This is a genomic window from Acinetobacter sp. YH12140, from assembly GCF_013418475.1.
Lineage (GTDB): Bacteria > Pseudomonadota > Gammaproteobacteria > Pseudomonadales > Moraxellaceae > Acinetobacter > Acinetobacter amyesii.
The window spans coordinates 42,144-60,767 of the sequence record NZ_VPBZ01000001.1 but is presented as its reverse complement, the minus strand read 5'-3'; the positions used below and the strand labels follow the sequence as shown (position 1 = coordinate 60,767).

At 42.3% G+C, this 18,624-nt stretch carries 14 protein-coding genes; 6 read left to right on the top strand and 8 right to left on the bottom strand.

Going from position 1 to position 18,624, the window contains the following annotated elements:
• Window positions 1–15: 15 nt before the first annotated feature.
• Window positions 16–1,278: a carbohydrate porin gene (locus tag FTU75_RS00290; protein ID WP_180078255.1), complete on the bottom strand. Its 1,263-nt coding sequence runs from the start codon at window positions 1,276–1,278 to the stop codon at window positions 16–18.
• 389 nt (window positions 1,279–1,667) lie between these two features.
• Between FTU75_RS00290 and mutM the strand changes: the two genes are divergently transcribed.
• From mutM to FTU75_RS00275, 3 genes are all read left to right on the top strand, one after another.
• Window positions 1,668–2,522: a bifunctional DNA-formamidopyrimidine glycosylase/DNA-(apurinic or apyrimidinic site) lyase gene (mutM, locus tag FTU75_RS00285; RefSeq protein ID WP_078192337.1), complete on the top strand. Its 855-nt coding sequence runs from the start codon at window positions 1,668–1,670 to the stop codon at window positions 2,520–2,522.
• Window positions 2,519–2,797 carry a peptidylprolyl isomerase gene (locus FTU75_RS00280; RefSeq protein ID WP_078192338.1) on the top strand — a complete coding sequence of 93 codons (279 nt, stop codon included), beginning with the start codon at window positions 2,519–2,521 and terminating at the stop codon, window positions 2,795–2,797. The genes mutM and FTU75_RS00280 overlap by 4 nt, the downstream gene beginning before the upstream one ends.
• A 197-nt stretch (window positions 2,798–2,994) precedes the next feature.
• On the top strand, window positions 2,995–3,369 hold the full coding sequence (locus FTU75_RS00275) for a hypothetical protein (protein ID WP_180114669.1): 375 nt from the start codon (window positions 2,995–2,997) through the stop codon (window positions 3,367–3,369).
• A 38-nt stretch (window positions 3,370–3,407) separates the two neighbouring features.
• Here FTU75_RS00275 and mscL read toward each other — a convergent pair whose 3' ends face one another.
• On the bottom strand, window positions 3,408–3,839 hold the full coding sequence (mscL, locus tag FTU75_RS00270; protein WP_078192339.1) for a large conductance mechanosensitive channel protein MscL: 432 nt from the start codon (window positions 3,837–3,839) through the stop codon (window positions 3,408–3,410).
• 290 nt (window positions 3,840–4,129) lie between these two features.
• Window positions 4,130–5,965 (bottom strand): translational GTPase TypA, encoded by a 1,836-nt coding sequence (gene typA, locus FTU75_RS00265; RefSeq protein ID WP_078192340.1) that lies wholly within the window; start codon window positions 5,963–5,965, stop codon window positions 4,130–4,132.
• A gap of 173 nt (window positions 5,966–6,138) precedes the next feature.
• On the opposite strand from typA, the gene FTU75_RS00260 reads away from it, so the two are divergent.
• From FTU75_RS00260 to FTU75_RS00250, 3 genes are all read left to right on the top strand, one after another.
• Window positions 6,139–7,509, top strand: coding sequence for a uracil-xanthine permease family protein (locus FTU75_RS00260; protein ID WP_078191151.1), 1,371 nt, complete (start codon window positions 6,139–6,141; stop codon window positions 7,507–7,509).
• Window positions 7,510–7,575: 66 nt separating this feature from the next.
• Entirely contained in the window at window positions 7,576–8,610 is a 1,035-nt protein-coding gene (locus tag FTU75_RS00255; protein ID WP_180114667.1) for a methyltransferase, read from the top strand.
• The gene (locus FTU75_RS00250; RefSeq protein ID WP_180114665.1) at window positions 8,610–10,073 is read left to right on the top strand and encodes an amino acid permease; all 1,464 of its coding nucleotides are present in this window, start codon (window positions 8,610–8,612) and stop codon (window positions 10,071–10,073) included. The genes FTU75_RS00255 and FTU75_RS00250 overlap by 1 nt, the downstream gene beginning before the upstream one ends.
• A 241-nt stretch (window positions 10,074–10,314) precedes the next feature.
• Here the strand turns inward: FTU75_RS00250 and ligA are convergent, their stop codons facing one another.
• From ligA to FTU75_RS00225, 5 genes are all read right to left on the bottom strand, one after another.
• Window positions 10,315–12,348 (bottom strand): NAD-dependent DNA ligase LigA, encoded by a 2,034-nt coding sequence (gene ligA, locus FTU75_RS00245; RefSeq protein WP_180114662.1) that lies wholly within the window; start codon window positions 12,346–12,348, stop codon window positions 10,315–10,317.
• A 98-nt stretch (window positions 12,349–12,446) separates the two neighbouring features.
• Entirely contained in the window at window positions 12,447–13,499 is a 1,053-nt protein-coding gene (locus FTU75_RS00240; protein ID WP_180114661.1) for a cell division protein ZipA C-terminal FtsZ-binding domain-containing protein, read from the bottom strand.
• A gap of 1 nt (window position 13,500) precedes the next feature.
• The gene (gene smc, locus FTU75_RS00235) at window positions 13,501–16,950 is read right to left on the bottom strand and encodes a chromosome segregation protein SMC (RefSeq protein WP_180114658.1); all 3,450 of its coding nucleotides are present in this window, start codon (window positions 16,948–16,950) and stop codon (window positions 13,501–13,503) included.
• A gap of 10 nt (window positions 16,951–16,960) precedes the next feature.
• Window positions 16,961–17,656, bottom strand: a complete 696-nt coding sequence (locus FTU75_RS00230; RefSeq protein WP_078191157.1) for a GntR family transcriptional regulator — start codon at window positions 17,654–17,656, stop codon at window positions 16,961–16,963.
• 147 nt (window positions 17,657–17,803) lie between these two features.
• Entirely contained in the window at window positions 17,804–18,616 is an 813-nt protein-coding gene (locus FTU75_RS00225) for a sulfite exporter TauE/SafE family protein (RefSeq protein WP_180008514.1), read from the bottom strand.
• Window positions 18,617–18,624: the final 8 nt, after the last annotated feature.

Here is an 18,624-nt window from a genome sequence, read left to right as displayed (position 1 = left end):
GCACCTATTTTAACATTAGAATATTACCTTAGAGCTTAAACCAATTAGGAAAGCATCATCAACCCGATTTGTTGAGCCTGGGTTAATCACATATTGTAAACTTGGACGAATCATCAACCATTTTGTCGGGTTATGGCTATAGTTCAACTCGACATTATATTCTGCACTTGCATCAAATTTCTCAGCAGAAAGTCGATCATTGACATGCACACGGTTCACGCCCAAGCCAACCATATCGTTAGGCAAACGATCGGCCAATCCAATGTATTTCAAACCCAACTGCTGTGAGTTATCAACTTTTGTGGTGACACGATCATGCCAAGTAAAATTGGCAAAGCTATGCAAACCACGTTTGCCTTCACCTGTAGACGTTAACTGTTGCTCAATCGCAACCCAACCACCAAAGGTACGATCTTCTGCTTCACCCGAAATAATGTCTTTTTGATTTTTGACATTATCTGCGGTGTTGTACATCGCACCAAAGCGGTAGCTCCCCGGTAAGCCATTTACAAATGATTTTGGTGTCCAAACCAATTCTACTGGAATAGTTACGCCATCAGCATGATCTGTATCTAGACTCCAACCTTGACCTTCTGCTTTGGCATTACCATTGTCAGGGTTAAATTCATAAACACCGACTTGTGCCGCAAGTTCTGGCGTTGCTTGGTATTTCACACGTCCACCCCATTGTGAAACTGGAGTATTCATCCACATAGAACCTTGCCATTTACCCATTTGCGCTGCACAAAATGCGGTGCTGGCAAAGTCACATGCCATCACGTTAAAGTCCATACCTAGACCTAAACGACCTGCTTTTACACTAATGCCTTGTTCTTTGAAATTCTTTTCAATCGAAAGCTCGGTTAAGCGGCTGTCTTGGTTACCACGGCCAAAATTGGCTTGTGCATTTGCCAATTGAGGAACATCCCCTTGCAAATCACGAACTGAGGTACTTTGACCTTGACGAGCAGTCATTACAGCACGCACAGTCACGCCATCCCAACCTGCGAGTTTTTCCATATCAAGCTGTGTACCTAACCACAATTGGCTGGCTACCGTTGCTGAATGTCCCGGATTACGACCGCCATCGGCAAGATAGGCAGCATCAGCAGCAATATTGGCCTCAAACTTCACACCTTGTTGTGCAAGTTCGGTACGTTTACCATCCCAATCCCCGAGCATGTACTGACCTTTAGTGTCGAATGCTTCTGTGGCGTGAACATGTGTCATGGCTGCTGCAACAAATGCAGGTAGAAGAGCTAGACTGTATTTTTTCATGGTAAAACCTAAATCTGGAGAGAGTCTCTAGACAAGCCACAAGGCTTGAAATCTAATGTCACAAAAATTACATAATTTTTCACGTTCTATCTCAGCATTATTTTTATCATTCACCAAACTTTAATTTATCAATAAGTGACTTTAAATAAATCTATTGTTATGCAATATTTTTAGTAATTATTTTTCAATATCTTATATATCTATTAATTCAATTGTTTAACTTCTGATCGCTTTTTCAAACTCATTATTGTGACTTGTTGGTTTATTATTCTCACAATTAATAATCAATAACCTATTCATACACTCCCTTAGGCCGCGATGAAACTTGCATTATGTAGGGCTAGACCCAATAGTATGCATAACTTGAATGATCCATTGCTTCGACCTTTATGCCTGAATTACCAGAAGTAGAAACCACTAAAACCAGTTTATTGCCATTATTGAATGAAAAGGTTCTCAAAGTTGAGGTTTTTCAGTCGAGCCTGCGTTGGCCTATTCCTGACGACATTCAAAAACTCGTCGGTCAAAAGCTGCTTCAGCTCAGCCGTCGATCAAAATATATTTTGGCTGAATTTGAACATGACTGCATGCTGTGGCATTTGGGCATGTCTGGCAGTTTTCGGATTTGTGAAGGTGATGAAGCATTACGAAAGCATGATCATCTGGTGATTCATTTTGAAGATATGCAATTACGCTATCACGATCCACGACGTTTTGGCTGTATTTTATGGTTAGATGCATCGTCTCAAAGCAAACTGATTGACACGCTTGGCCCTGAACCGCTGAGTGATGACTTTAATGCTGAATACTTATTCCAAAAATTTAAAAATAAGCAGACCAGTATCAAAGTATCGATCATGGACAATCATATTGTGGTTGGTGTCGGCAATATCTATGCAACGGAAAGCTTATTTAACTTAGGCATACACCCTGCGCAGCCTGCATCAAGTTTGAGTTTTGAACAAGTTGAAAAAATGGTCATCGAAATCAAACGTATTTTAAAACAGGCAATTGATTTAGGCGGTTCGACGTTACGTGATTACACCAATGCGATGGGCGAAAATGGTTATTTCCAACAAACTCTGCTCGCCTACGGACGTGCCGGTGAAATGTGCATCAACTGTGAAACCATCTTGCAAAATATCAAACTAGGGCAACGTGCATCGGTGTTTTGCCCAGAGTGTCAGCCTTTAAAAAAGGTTAAAATGCTGACTAAGAAAACCGTGAAAGGAAATAAAGCATGAAGTCTGCGATTGTTCGCCACATATTAGTCAAAGATAAAGAACTATGTGAGCAACTGAAAAAGAAAATCAAAGGCGGTGCGGACTTTGCCAAAATTGCGAAGCAGCATTCGACATGCCCTTCGGGTAAAAAAGGCGGCGAGCTTGGCGACATTAAAAAAGGCCAGTTGGTTGGCCCAATTGATAAAGCGGTATTTACCCTACCTGAACGTGAACTGCATGGTCCGATCAAAAGCCAATTTGGCTGGCATTTATTAGAAATTAAGTTTCGGATGTAACATAGCACCCACATTGAACATGCTATAACGAGTATATCGCGAATATGTGCTTTTCATCTTAAAGCACATAATCCCAGTATTTTTTTCAATCGTTCAGAACATTGGCTGGCGGTTTTCAATCATATAATATAAATCATAGCAACCAGATAACATTGCACTAAATCAATTCTACTTAATAATAAACAAAGGACATTCCATTGGGCTATTACAACTATTTTCGTCTTGGCACTGTCGATACAACAGATTTTACAATCATTCGAGGTGAACGAAAGCATGCACTTATCCAAGCATTATATGATGATCAAGATATGAACCCTCATAGTGAAGTCCAGTTGGCACTAGATTTAGATGGGAATCGTAACGATGAATCAAAATGGTATGATGCGATACAGCAAATTAGCAAATTATCCAAAAATCACCCTTTAGTCTTATTTATATTAGGTCAACAAGCCTGCGCACCCGAATCACCTGAAGAAGCAAATGAAGTATTTACAGGCATTCGAAATGGCATTGTTTTTTCGACATCAGAACCTAAGTTTATGAAAATGACGCCTCAACAAAATTCACAATAAAAAACGGCGCTTTAAGCGCCGTTTTCACTGCTAAAGGATTAACCTTTACGTTTTAATTCATCACGAATTTCACGAAGTAATTCGATATCTTCTGGAGTCGCCTCTGGAGCTGGCTCTTCAACTTTTTGACGGCGCAATTTGTTCATCAATTTCACTAACCAGAATACGACCCATGCCAAAAGCAAGAAGTTGATTAAGATAGTTAAGAAGTTACCGTAAGCCAACACATTAAGGCCTGCATCTTGTGCAGCTTTGAGCGTGGTGAGGTTATTTGGATTATCGCCCAATACTAAGAACCAATTTGAATAATCAACGTCACCACCAAGGATCCAAGAAATAAAAGGCATGATAATGTCTTTTACCATTGAATCGATGATTTTACCGAAAGCACCACCAATGATGACACCTACAGCCAAGTCCATCACGTTGCCTTTTACGGCAAATTCTCTAAATTCTTGAATAATACTCATGTGATCTCCAGAAATTTTTTCAGCTTTAATTTTGTGACGAAGTATACATTATATCTGTATAACTATTTCCACCTAATTTACTTGGTTTTTATTAGATTCTAAATGCCATGTATAAAAATTCACACAAAACATTTTTGATTTTGGTAATACATTCTATTAAAAAGGATTTATCAAAATTATGCATGTCGAATTAAATGAATAAAGTCATTCAATTTTTGCATTTTTATTCAAAACGCCCATGCATAAAAAAACCGCTAACCTAAGTCAGCGGTTTTTTTGAAACTGTAAAATTAAACGTTACGGTTACGTTTACGTTCGTTTTCAGTCAACCAGCGTTTACGGATACGGATTGACTTAGGCGTTACTTCAACTAATTCGTCGTCTTCAATAAATTCAAGCGCTTGTTCAAGCGTAAATTCAATGTGCGGAACAAGAGTCAACGCATCATCAGTACCAGAAGCACGTACGTTAGTTAGCTGTTTCGCTTTAGTTGGGTTAACAGTCATGTCGTCTGAACGTGAGTTAATACCAACGATCATACCTTCATAAACTTCTAACTGAGGTTTAGCGAATAGACGGCCACGGTCTTGTAAGCTGAATAGTGCATAGCCCAAGCAAGTACCTTGAACCATAGAAATCAACACACCGTTTTGACGTTTCGCAACAGTACCTTGTTTCATTGGACCGTAGTGCGAGAAGCTTGAAGTCATGATACCTGTACCTGAAGTCATAGTTAAGAATTCAGAACGGAAACCAATCAAACCACGTGAAGGAACTGTTGCTTCAATACGGATACGGCCTTTACCGTCAACTTCCATATTGGTCATTTCACCTTTACGGTGACCCATTTGTTCCATTACAGCGCCTTGGTGCTGCTCTTCAACGTCAAACGTTACGTTTTCGTATGGCTCTTGTTTTTCACCATCAATTTCTTTGATGATTACTTGTGGACGTGATACGCCCATTTCGAAGCCTTCACGACGCATGTTTTCAATAAGAACTGAAAGGTGAAGCTCACCACGACCAGATACTTTGAAACGGTCAGGACTGTCAGTATCTTCAACACGTAATGCTACGTTGTGAATCAATTCGCGATCTAGACGTTCACGGATATTACGTGAAGTTACGAATTTACCTTCTTTACCAGCAAACGGTGAGTTGTTTACTTGGAAAGTCATCGATACTGTAGGTTCGTCTACAGAAAGTGCAGGTAAAGCTTCAACTGCTTTTGGATCACAGATTGTGTCAGAGATATGAAGTTCATCAATACCCGTTACACAAACAATGTCACCAGCAGAAGCTGATTCAACATCGATACGCTCTAAACCATGGTAACCCATGATTTTTAAGATACGACCGTTACGTGTTTTACCGTCTTTGTCGATTACAGTTACAGGAGTGTTTAATTTCACTGAACCACGTTGAATACGACCAACACCGATAACACCTACGAAGCTGTTATAGTCAAGTGAAGACACTTGCATTTGGAATGGACCGTCAACGTCAACCGCTGGTGGTTCAACGATGTCTACAATTGTTTCGAACAATGGAGTCATGTCTTCAGCAAGTTCTTCTGGAGATGGACCAGCCACACCACGAAGACCTGAAGCATATACGACTGGGAAGTCTAACTGTTCGTCAGAACCACCAAGGTTGTCGAACAAATCGAATACTTGGTCAATTACCCAGTCTGGACGAGCGTTTGGCTTGTCGACTTTGTTAATAATTACGATTGGTTTCAAACCACGTGCAAACGCTTTTTGCGTTACGAAACGAGTTTGTGGCATTGGGCCTTCTTGAGAGTCAACAAGAAGAAGTACGCAGTCAACCATTGACATTACACGTTCTACTTCACCACCGAAGTCGGCGTGTCCCGGGGTATCCACGATATTGATACGGTATTCAGTGTTAGTACGCTTGTCTAACCATTTGATTGCAGTGTTTTTTGCAAGAATGGTAATACCACGTTCACTTTCAATAGCGCCAGAATCCATTACACGTTCGATCTCGCCTGCGCGATCGCCAAGAGCACCTGATTGCTGTAAAAGTTTGTCTACAAGAGTAGTTTTACCATGGTCGACGTGCGCGATGATGGCAATGTTACGGAGAGTTTTAATATCTGACATGTGAATTCGATACGCCTAAAGTTTGAGGGCAAATTATACAGAAAAAATATAGATTTTAGTAGTGACAGTTTATTGACAATCGCATTTTTTTTGACGACTGGCACGCTTTTGGTTTTGTAAAGCTGTGTAAACAGATTAGAATAGCGCCACCTAGCCTTAATTTTCAGTGCCGCATGTCTGATTTAAACCAATCTCCCGAAGCAAAAGATCAACTCGATTTAGTCTATGGATTGAATGATCGACCAAAACCTTTTATTGCTTTTCTCGCTGCGTTCCAACATTTATTGGCCATTATTGTCCCAATTGTGACGCCGGGTCTGCTGATCTGTTTGGCACTTGGTGTGTCAAAAGAAGACACCAATATGATTCTGTCGATGTCATTGGTGATCTCTGGTATCGCAACCTTTTTACAATGTAAAAAAGTCGGTCCATTTGGTGCAGGTCTCCTGATTGTACAAGGAACCAGCTTTAACTTTATTGGTCCTATTATCGGTATTGGTTCTGCAATGGTTGCGGCAGGTACACCTGTAGAAGCAGTTATGGCATCTATCTTTGGTGTGGTGATCGCGGGTTCATTCATTGAAATGGGTGTATCACGAATCTTACCGTGGGTGAAAAAACTGATTACCCCATTGGTAACAGGTATTGTGGTGCTATTGATTGGTCTGACTTTAATTAAAGAAGGCCTGATCAGCATGGGTGGTGGTTATCAAGCCATGGGCGATAAAACATTTGCCAATGCAGACAACCTCATCATGTCATGTACCGTTTTGGCACTGATCATTTTATTGAACCGTGTGCGTATTACATGGGTAAAAAGTTCTGCCATCCTAATTGCCTTAGTCGTGGGTTACATCCTTGCAGGCTTTATGGGTCATTTAAACTTTGATGGTTTAAAAGATGCGCCACTGGTTCAAATTCCAACACCGATGCACTTTGGCTTAAGCTTCTCGTGGAGCTTGTTTATTCCAATGGCATTTATCTACCTTGTGACATCTTTAGAAGCGATTGGCGATATTACCGCGACTTCTAAACTTTCAAATCAAGCTGTAGATGGCCCTGAATGGATGAAGCGTATTAAAGGTGGTGTATTGGTGAATGGTGCAAACTCATTCCTTGCCGGTATCTTTAACACGTTCCCTAGTTCTGTATTTGCGCAAAACAACGGTGTTATTCAGTTAACAGGTGTTGCAAGCCGCTATGTAGGGATTTGGATTGCTGCCCTCTTAGTTATTTTAGGCTTACTTCCTGCTGTAGCAGGTGTCATTCAAGCGGTTCCTCAAGCTGTACTTGGTGGGGCTGTAATGGTAATGTTCGGTGCTGTGGCTGCATCAGGTATTAATATCTTGTCAGGCATTCATTTAGACCGCCGCGCACTATTAATCATTGCGATTTCATTGGCATTGGGTCTAGGTGTTGCACAAGTACCACAAATCCTTGAACATCTTCCTGAATTGTTCCGTAATATCTTCAGTTCAGGCGTTGCCACTGGTGGTATCGCTGCCCTTATTTTGAATATTGTTCTTCCTGAAGTGAAGAAGTAAGTTCATTTGTCAAAGAACACTGCCTAGGTTCCGCCCTAGGCAGTGTTTTTTATGATGGAGAAATCTATGGATCTCACAAGTGAAGTCGTTATAAGACAGATCGATTTATTACAAGATCGCGTGCTTTTCGTAAATGCACCGACAGATGACTTACTCAGTCAATTGAATGACAATATTAAGCCATCGATTTGGTGCTGGAATTTTAATGATTTTCAGTACTTTCAAAATCAACAGTCAAACGTCCATTTTGGTGTCGATTATCCTGAAGGTCAGTTTGATCAAGCAGTTATTTTTGTTCCGAAATCAAAAGAGCTGCTAAATTATTTATTACACAATGTCGCAAGTCACCTTGCTCAAGGTGCGTCTATTTTCCTCGTGGGTGAGAAAAAAGGCGGTGTTGAACGCGCTGCAAAACAATTACAGCCCTTTGGTAAAACCCTAAAAATTGATAGCGCGCGTCACTGTCAAATGTGGCAAACCCTCTTAGAAAAAACTGTAACACTCAAGCCACTACAAGATTGGGTGCAAAAATATCCAGTTGAGACTCCAAATGGTGAGCTTACGATTTGCGCACTGCCGGGTGTATTTAGCCAGAACCGTTTAGATGTGGGTACGGCTACCTTATTGCCTTATTTATCACAGGTGACTTCGGGCAAAATTGCAGATTTTGGCTGTGGTGCGGGTGTTATCAGTGCTTATTTAGCCAAACTAAATCCTAAAAATCGTATCTTTGCCATGGATGTAGATGCCTTTGCACTGGCGTCTACACAAATGACATTTGAACAAAATTTGCTTGAACCTGAACAACTTGAGATTAAAGCGGTCACAGGAATCGAGGATGCTCCATTATTTTTACATGCCATAGTCAGCAATCCACCCTTCCATCAAGGGATTCAAACCGACTACAATGCCAGTGAAAATCTATGCAAAACTTCGCGCAGACATTTGAAGTCTGGGGGTGAGCTTTGGATTGTTGCCAACCGATTCCTCAATTATCCGACTTTAATTGAGCAACATTACGGTCAATGTACAATCAAAGCCGACCAACAAGGATTTAAAGTCTTGTTTGCGAGCACGCAAAAAAATCTTAAGGAACAATGATGAGCGAAACTCAAAAACCAGCTCAGCTTCAGCGTAAGTTGGGTGCTCGCCATCTCAACATGATTGCAATTGGTGGATCAATTGGTACAGGTTTATTCCTTGCCTCAGGTGCAACCATTGCCAATGCAGGCCCAGGTGGCGCCCTGCTTGCATACTGCTTAATTGGTATCATGATTTACTTCTTGATGACCAGTCTAGGTGAGCTTGCAACACATAACCCAACTTCGGGTGCATTCTTTACCTACGGCACCAAATATGTCGAGGGTGGTTTCGGCTTCGCTTTGGGTTGGAACTATTGGTATAACTGGGCAATTACCGTGGCATTTGAATTGGTTGCAGTCCAATTCATTATGAAATTCTGGTTTCCAGATATTCCGGGCTTCTACTGGAGTGCGATTTTCCTCGCAATCGTCTTTGCCATTAATGCGCTGACCGTAAAAGGCTTTGGTGAATCAGAATTCTTCTTTTCCCTAGTTAAAGTGCTCGCAATTGTTGCCTTTATCATTATCGGTTTGTTTATGATTGGCAAAATCATGCTGACACCGGGCGTAGAAACATTTGCCAACTGGACCAAGGGTGAAGCCCCATTTGTCGGCGGTTTATCTGCCTTGATAGGTGTGGCCATGATTGCCGGTTTCTCTTTCCAAGGGACTGAAATGGTTGGTGTGGCTGCAGGTGAATCGAAAGATCCTGAAAAGACCATTCCTATTGCCATCAAGCAAATTTTCTGGCGTATCTTGTTGTTTTATATTGTGTGTATTTTCATTATCGGCACTCTCATTGCCTATGATGACCCACGTTTATTACAAGCAGCATCTACTGAAAATATTGCACTATCACCATTTACCTTACTGTATGAAAAAGCAGGTTTTGCTTTTGCTGCATCGGTGATGAATGCGGTGATCTTGACTGCGATTTTATCAGCGGGTAACTCTGGTATGTACTCCTCTACTCGTATGCTCTTTGATATGGCACGTAAAGGCAGTGCGCCGAAAGTCTTTGGTCGCTTAGATGCACGTGGCGTACCAATGAATGCGCTTTATGCAACTACAGCGATTGCGGCACTGTGCTTCTTAACCACATTTATCGGTGAACAAGCGGTCTTTAACTGGTTACTGAACATGTCAGGTATGTGTGGCTTTATTGTGTGGCTCGGTATTGCAGTTTCACATTATCGCTTCCGTAAAGGCTACTTGGCTCAAGGCAATAAATTAGAAGATCTTGCTTACCGTGCAAAATTCTTCCCATTTGCACCGTGGTTTGCCTTTGTTTTGTGTGCCATCGTGGTCCTTGGTCAGAACTATCAAGCCGTTTTAGATGGTGAGTGGTTAGCCGTTGTTTCTACCTATATTGGTATTTTCTTATTCCTTGCCATTTGGTTCGGTTATAAGTGGAAACACAAAACTAAGTTTGTTTCATATCAAGAAATGGATGTAAAACCGATGAAAGTTGATCAAGAATAATGTGATCACTGAATAAAAAAAGCAGCTCCTAAGCTGCTTTTTTTATGGCTAAAATTGTATCTCAATACATTCACGCTTTAACAAAATATTTCGTGAGTGATGTTGAGGAATGATGTCTGATCTATCATCAACAACTGATAGGCTGACGCAATCATGTTAAGCAGCAAAATAAAAATGCCCAATGCAATGCATCAGGCGTTTGTTCAAAAGTAACTACGTTTTCAGGTTTGATTTTCAATACTTAAGAAGCATTATGCTGTTGTACAAAGGCAATAAACTCGTCTTCGCTCATCACAGGTACACCCAGCTTTTCAGCCTTTTCTAATTTAGAACCTGCCTTTTCACCTGCAACTACACATTTGGTTTTACCCGAAACACTACCACTGACACGTGCGCCTAAGGCTTGAAGCATTTGCGTCGCTTCATCACGCCCCATGGTACTCAATGTTCCAGTAATCACCCAACTCTCGCCATTCAGCGGCTGACGACTTGGTGCAACAGGTGCATCCCAATGAATCCCAGCTGCCAACAAACGATCAACCACTTCGAGGTTATGCGGCGCTTGGAAAAAGTCGACAATCCATTCAGCGGTAATATCACCAACGTCTGGCGTTTTTTTCAAGGATTTGAGATCTGCATGACGAATCGCATCAAAGGTTTGGAAGGTATTGGCGAGCATGCGTGCCGTGGTTTCACCCACGCCTCGAATGCCAAGTGCATAAATAAATGCGCCTAGTGTCGTTTTCTTACTATTTTCAATAGAATCGATGAGGTTTTGAACCGACTTCTCGCCCATTTTTTCAATAGTCAGTAATTTTTCACGATGCGCATGCAAGCTATAAATATCAGCAACATCTTTGAGCAGATCCAAATGTAAAAGTGATTCCGCCCAACGGTCGCCTAAGCCCTCAATGTCCATAGCTTTACGCGATACAAAGTGACGAATCGCCTCAATACGCTGTGCAGCACAGTACAAACCACCTGAACAACGTGCCAAGGCTTCACCTTCGGGCATCACCACTGGAGATGAGCAGACTGGGCAATATGCAGGTAACTGAACTTCTACCGTATCTACAGGACGGAATTCAGGCCATACTTTTTCCACTTTTGGAATCACATCGCCACTACGGTAGACACTGACTGTATCACCCACACGGACATCTAAACGGTGAATTTCACCAATATTATGTAGAGTGACATTGGAAACCGTTACGCCACCGACTGCAACAGGATTTAAACGTGCGACTGGAGTTAAAGTCCCTGTACGCCCCACTTGCCAATCAATATTTTCAACCGTCGTGAGCGCTGCAACTGCAGGGAATTTATATGCCGTTGCCCAGCGCGGTTCACGACTTAAAAAGCCCAGTGTTTGCTGCTGTTTCAAACTATTCACTTTAATCACCATGCCATCAATTTCAACACTCAGGCTTGGTCGATCAATGATCATTTGCTCATATGCAGCTTGTACGTCCTGAATGCTGTCACATATAAAGTGACGTTCACCGACAGCAAAACCAAACTGTGTCAGCCACTCAAGACTTGCAGACATGGTGGTTTGCCCATGATGTGGTTCACACTGTGCAATGCCATAGGCATAAAAAGCCAAAGGACGCGAAGCCGCAATTGCAGGATCGAGTTGACGTAAGCTTCCTGCTGCTGCATTTCGTGGATTGGCAAAGGTTTTTTCACCTTTGGCTTCATTTTCAGCATTAAGCTTTTCAAAGCCTGACTTTGGCATCAGGACTTCACCACGGACTTCAAGCAGACTTGGAATTTCAGTCTGTGTAGAAGTCAGTACTTTAGGTAAATTACGAATGGTTTTTACATTTTGGGTAATGTCTTCCCCAGTTTCACCATCACCCCGTGTCACACCACGGACTAAAATGCCATTTTCATACCAGAGAGAAATGGCCAGTCCATCAAATTTTAATTCGACATCATATTCAATTTTTTGATTCGGTAAGCGCTCTTCCGCACGACGCGCAAAGGCAAATAAATCTTCTGCATTAAACACATTACCTAATGACAACATAGGCACTGCATGGGTTACAGATTCAAACTTAGATAAGGCCTTTCCACCCACTTTTGTAGTTGGTGTATCAGGTTGTACTAAATCAGGGTATTGCTCTTCTAAAGCTTTTAATTGGTGAAAAAGTTGATCATATTCACTGTCCTCAATTTCTGGCGTGTCCATGACATAGTAGGCATGGTTATGCTTCGCCAAGAGTTGAATCAGTTGTCGCATCTGTGCAACGACAGTGGATTGTTGTGTCATACATTCACCATAAAAAAGGGCGGTTCATGCTCCGCCCTCAAATTTCATTATCTGTTGCTATTATAGAAACCCACTCGGTGAGTTTCAATCAAAGACACTTAGACTTCGATGGCTTGACCTTGACGATAATCAATCGCTTGATGACGCCAATGTTCACGCATCTGCGGTGTAAATTCTTGGTTATTTTGATCATACACAGTACCGTCAATTTCACGGGCAATTAGACGTGAAATGCTATCCATGGTATCAAAGGCATTTTGTACATCGCTGTGTGGCAGCGCTAAGAAGAAAGCCAAACCTTTTACTTCTTCAGTCGATAAAGTTTCAAGATCAAAACCTTGCGCAGCGCCATCATTATTCATTTGCAATACAGAGAATAATAACTTTGTACCTTCTTCATCATAGCGATGGAAACAGGCCATTTCGCCAAAACGCAGGCCGTATTTGAGTAACACTTTTAATGCTTTTTCCCCCGACAAGGCACGGCTATCCGGGAACACATTTAAGGCGATATAAGTTTCCGCAGTCGCTAAAGCACTTTCTTCATCAACAATTTTTTGTTCATGTAAATGCGCATCCAAAATACTGCTTTCTTCATCAAAATCGCTGATTTCAGCTTTTTCAATTGCGCTATTTACACTAAACTCTGGCGCTTTTTCAGCAGGAACAGCATCAGCCTGAACTTCCGTCGCAGCAGTCGATGCATGATTGGCATCGGCGGCTACAGATGCAACCGTTGTAGAGTCAGTTGCTTCTGTAGACAATGTACTGTCTTCTGTTGCAGTTTGAGCGTTTTCAACTGAAACGGGATCCGTCGTTGTCGTCTCAGTCTTTGCCGTAGCCTCAACGCTCTGCTCTGCTTGTTCCGTTGCCGTTGCTTCTGGCGTTACATTTGCTTGAACAGCTTCAGTCGTTTCAACCGCTGTGACTTTTTCCTCAGCCAAAGTCGGCTCTACACGTGGCGTGATTTCAGGTGTATTTAACTGATTGCGTACATGGCGCGGAATAACAGGTTGCTGACTATCAGGATCAATATGTAATTCGGTGTCAAGTGATGGCGCTGCATCTGCAGGTTTACGAAACATCATTCGAATGCCCACAACCATGATAATTACAGCGATTACAATCCCAACTATAGTGGTGATTTCCATGTTATGCCTCCGCAGCTAAACCGTATTCTTTGGCTTGCTCTATATTCACAGTCACTAATTTTGAAGTTCCTGGTTCTGGCATGGTCACACCAAGTAAGTCAGTTGCCATTGTCATAGCCAGTTTATTGTGTGTAATGTAGATAAATTGCACTTGTTCTGAAAGCTCTTTTACAAGATTACAAAATCTTCCTACATTTGCATCGTCTAAAGGTGCATCGACTTCGTCTAAAACGCAAAATGGTGCAGGATTTAGGCGGAAAATCGCAAAAACCAAAGCCAATGCGGTCAGTGCCTTTTCACCACCCGACAATAATGCCAAAGAGCTATTTCGTTTACCCGGTGGTCGTGCCATCAGTTTTACACCCGATTGCCAACCATCTTCAAGGCTTAAACTTGCTTCACCACCATTAAATACTTTCGGAAACAACTCTTGAAGTTCTGCATTGACCTTATCAAAGGTGGTCATAAACAACTTTCGCGTTTCCTGATCAATGCTTTTCATCGCAGCTTGCAGTTGCTCAACAGTCTTTTGCAAGTCATCGATTTGGTGGCTTAAATCATCAAAGCGTTTAGAAACTTCAGTATATTCTTCTGCCGCAGCCAAGTTGACTGCACCCAATTTATCAAACTGCTGCTGTGCTTTTTCTAGTTTTTGCTGATGGGATACCACATCAATGCTTAAACCTGTCAGCATTTCGCTGTTCATTTCTTTCAGCTGTTCAGAATAATGCTGTAAATCAGACTGCGCGGATTGCCAAGCCAGACGCTTTTCTTCCAATTGCGTACGCAATTTTTCATCTTGCTGTTGATGTGAATGGCGTTGTTCCGTCAATGTCTGTTGTTTGCTCTGAACATTATTGAGTTCAAGCTGCCAGTCATTCCAGGTTTTTTGTAAACGTTCAGTGACTTGGGCCTGTTCAGAATACTGTGACTCAAGCGCAGGCAATTCTAACTGTACTGGATCGACAAATTTCTTCGCCTGCTCCATCTGTCCAATAATTTGCTGAGTTTGCGCTTTTAAAAAGACCGTGTCTTTTTCTAATAATTCAATCTGTTGTTTCGTCTGTACAGACTGACGACGCACGATTTCCAATTCTTGCTGACTGTGTAATGCCACTTGCTGAGCACTTTCCAGCGCTAGACTCAATTCCTCAACTTGGAATTGCAAGGTCTTATAATTGGGCAAAGCTTGCTCAAGCTTCATCGTCAGCGCATGCAAATCAATTTCCAAATCGTCTTTTTGCATGGCATCTTCTTCAAGCTGTGCTTCAAGTTGCTGTAATTGATCTTCTAACTGCTGCTTTTGTAATGCAAAAGCCTGATTGGAACTTTGTACCTTCGCAATGGCAACATCAGCATTTTGAATGTCTTTTTGCCAATTTTTTAATTGGCTATGTTGCTGTTGCAGATTTTGCTGTAAAGCTTGTACGGCATTTTGCAACTCAGGCAATTGGCCTTCTAGTTGCGTTAGCTTTGGCTGCTGCTCTGCAAGTAATTCAGTCAATTCATCTAAGCGAATACGGTGGCTCAATGCACCTTGCCCTGCTTGGCTGTCCTCATCATAATCTAGACCAATCACCCAATCTGCACCGACATGATAACCATCGAGCGTGAGTATTGACTGACCTGCGGCCAGTTTAGCCTGATGGCTCAATGCCACTGTCAATGTTTCAGCAATCGCGACCTGCTGCCAGATCGAAAGTTGAGGGGCTTCAATCCACGTCGCCAAAGCGTCTAATCCAACGATTTGTACTGCGGTGTGGTGATTGCCTTTGACCTGACGTGCAATACTGTCTTGAAAATTATCACTGTGTCCCAAGACTTGGGCACTCAGCCATCTAGACAAAAATTTTTCGACCAGTTGTGCATGCTGTTTACCTTGTGTGCTCAACTGCAACTGCTGCATTAAATGTTGACGCTGGCTTTGCTGCTTTGGACTGGCTTTAATCATCAATTGATTTAGGTTTTTTTGCTCTGACAACAACACCTGTATTTCTGACTTTAGCTGCAGCACCATATTTTTATGCTGTGCCTGCTGTTCTTGTGCAGCTGCAAGCTGTGTCTGCGTTTCGGCAATCACCTGCTCTTGTTGCACAATTTGTTGTTCGAGCTGTTGCTTATTTTGCTGATACTGCTCCAACTCATCTTGCTGCGCCTGATGCTGAATTTGACCTCGTTGCTGTTGCAGAGTCTCACGTTGTTGCTCAATACGACCAATATTTTTGGTCAATTGTTCACTCTGCGCCAACATCTGTAGCTTTTGCTGTTGCTGCTTTTCGACTTGCCCACGGCATTGTTCAAATTGTTGAACCGCTTGTTGATGCTGAGCTTTCAAATCGGCTAACTGCTGGGCCTGTTCCTGACTACTGCTTTCTTGGCGCTGTAATTGCTCAACAAATCCATCTTGCTGTTCTTGCAGCGTTTCCAGTTGTAACTCCAATAACTGTAAACGTTCTTTGGTTTGAGCTTTTTGCTTTTCAAGCTCCACCAAACTTGCCGAATTTTGTGCAAATAAACCCTGCTTTTGCTCCAGCGTCATTTTCAACTCAGACAGTTTCTTTTCCGCCTGTTGCCATTCACTTTGTAAGGGGGTGGACTGTTGAATAAGCCGTTGAAATAAAGCACTGGTGGAAGATAAGTCATGTTCTAAGGTGTTCAGCTCAGAACGCACCAGTTTGAAAGTTTCCCCAAGCTCATTCATCTGAAGCGTGTATTCTTGCTGTAAACGCATACTTTGTTCACATTGGAAAGACAGCACTTCAATTTTAATCGTGCGAATTTGGGTTTCTAATTCTTTGTATTGCACCGCCGTTTCAGACTGACGTTTTAAGGTTTTCAACTGAGACTTCAGTTCTGATGCAATGTCTTCGAGGCGTTCTAAATTTTGAGTGGTGTGTTCCAGATGCTGTAAAGTTTCACGACGACGGGCTTGATAGCGAGAAACCCCAGCGGCTTCTTCAATATACACGCGCATTTCTTCAGGTTTGGCATCGACCAAACGGTTGATCATGCCCTGTTCAATAATCGCATACGAACGTGGACCTAAACCGGTACCTAAGAAAATATCGGTAATATCACGACGGCGGCATTTGGTGCCATTGAGGAAATATTCGGATTTACCATCACGATTGACCTGACGACGAACTGCAAGCTCAGTATAGGCATTATAAGCGCCACCTAACTTGCCATAGGTATTATCAAAACGCAGCTCAACACTCGCCATCCCGACTGGTTTACGCTTTGCCGTTCCGGTAAAAATAACATCTTGCATGGTGCCACCACGCAATTGACGGGCACTGGACTCCCCCATAACCCAACGAATGGCATCAATCACATTGGATTTACCACAGCCGTTCGGTCCAACAACCGCACTACGGTTGCCTTCAAATTTTAGAGTTGTGCTATCGGCAAAAGATTTGAAGCCGGAAAGTTTTAAACTGCTTAAACGCATAATGTCCTGATCAGCGGCGTGAACGTCTCGCCCACGCTAATTCGATTTGTTTCATCCGTGTTAGTGATTCCAACACAAGGTTGCGTAAGTGTCGACAAAAATCTTCCATAAATAAAGTGGCTTGATGTGATTTTCTGATTAAAACTGCATCAGTCACTAATTTAAACAAATCAAAAGATTCTTGCAGTTCACGTCGTGAAATATTCAGTGTCAGAAAATAACTGCGTCTGAGTGATGGCAACAATTCTTGGTAATAACGCATCAGGTAGGTATTTCCCACCATTTCATGCTGACGAGCCATGCCCTGAAAAATCAGATCATAAAACTTTTCGGTATTGCCTTGGCGAGTTTCTACATCTAATTGTTCAAGTAATAACTGAATACGCTCAGCTTCATGGCTGCGCCACGTTTCCGCCATACGATGCACAATTTGGCCCAACAATAATGCTGCAATATCAAATAATGAGCGCACTTGTAAAGCCGACATTTCAGAGACTAAGGCGCCACGTCGCGGGTAGATTTCAATGAGCTGGGTCCGTTCTAAAATCAATAAAGCTTCACGAACAGAGCCACGGCTCACATCCAATTCGGCCGCGATTCTGAGTTCCTGAATACGCTCGCCTTCAACCAACTCACCGCGAATGATTTGTTCACCGATGTGCTTGGCAATTTGTTCTGACAAACTGTCCGCTTCTTGTTGTTGCATACTGTTCCTATCTTTTTTTTATAAGATGCAATGTTCAGATTTACACTCAATCTATTTGCATTAGAAACGATAAGCAACCTAATTGAACATGACATTGTCTGACAATCTTGTGTCAACAAAGCCAATTTTTTCAGTCAAAACGGACAATCATGCGCCAAAGGCTTGCACACCTTGATAAATAAAATAGCAGCCGACTGTTGTTAATAAACATGCAAAACAACGCTTTAGCATAAATGGCGACAACATATGAGCCACTTTCGCACCCAATTTCGCAGTGATGAAGCTCATTACACTAATCCCGATAAATGCATAAATATGGATATAACCAATGGTATTGGGAACCACGATATCGGCTTGATGACCAAACCACATAAAGCCGAGTGCCCCAGCAATCGCAATCGGTAAACCACATGCAGCAGACGTTGCGACTGCTTTTTGCATAATGACGCCATTTTTATTCAAATACGGGACGGTTAAGCTGCCACCACCAATACCGAAGATCGCAGAGGCAATCCCAATGCCACCGCCTGCTGCCATTTGCATGGCTTGTGAGGGTAAATGTTTATTCGGATCGACAGGTGTCGCAGCACCTCGAAACATTTTAAAGGCCACCCAGACCGCAAAAAAGCCAATTAACAGTTGCAAACCCTGCCCTGATAAATAATCTGCAATGCCTGCACCGAGAAATGAACCGATCACCAAACCTGGTGCCAAATTCCGAAAGACATTCCACAGCACAGCACCTTTTTTATGATGCGCCGAAACCGAGCTGAGTGAAGTCACAATAATCGTGGCCAAAGAGGTGCCCACCGCCATGTGCATAATCACACTGGGGTCATACTGAAGTTGGGTAAAAACGATGAATAAAATCGGCACAATAATCAGGCCACCGCCAACACCAAATAGCCCCGCAGCAAAACCAGCGATTGCACCAATCAGTAAATATATGATTAACTCCATCAATATTA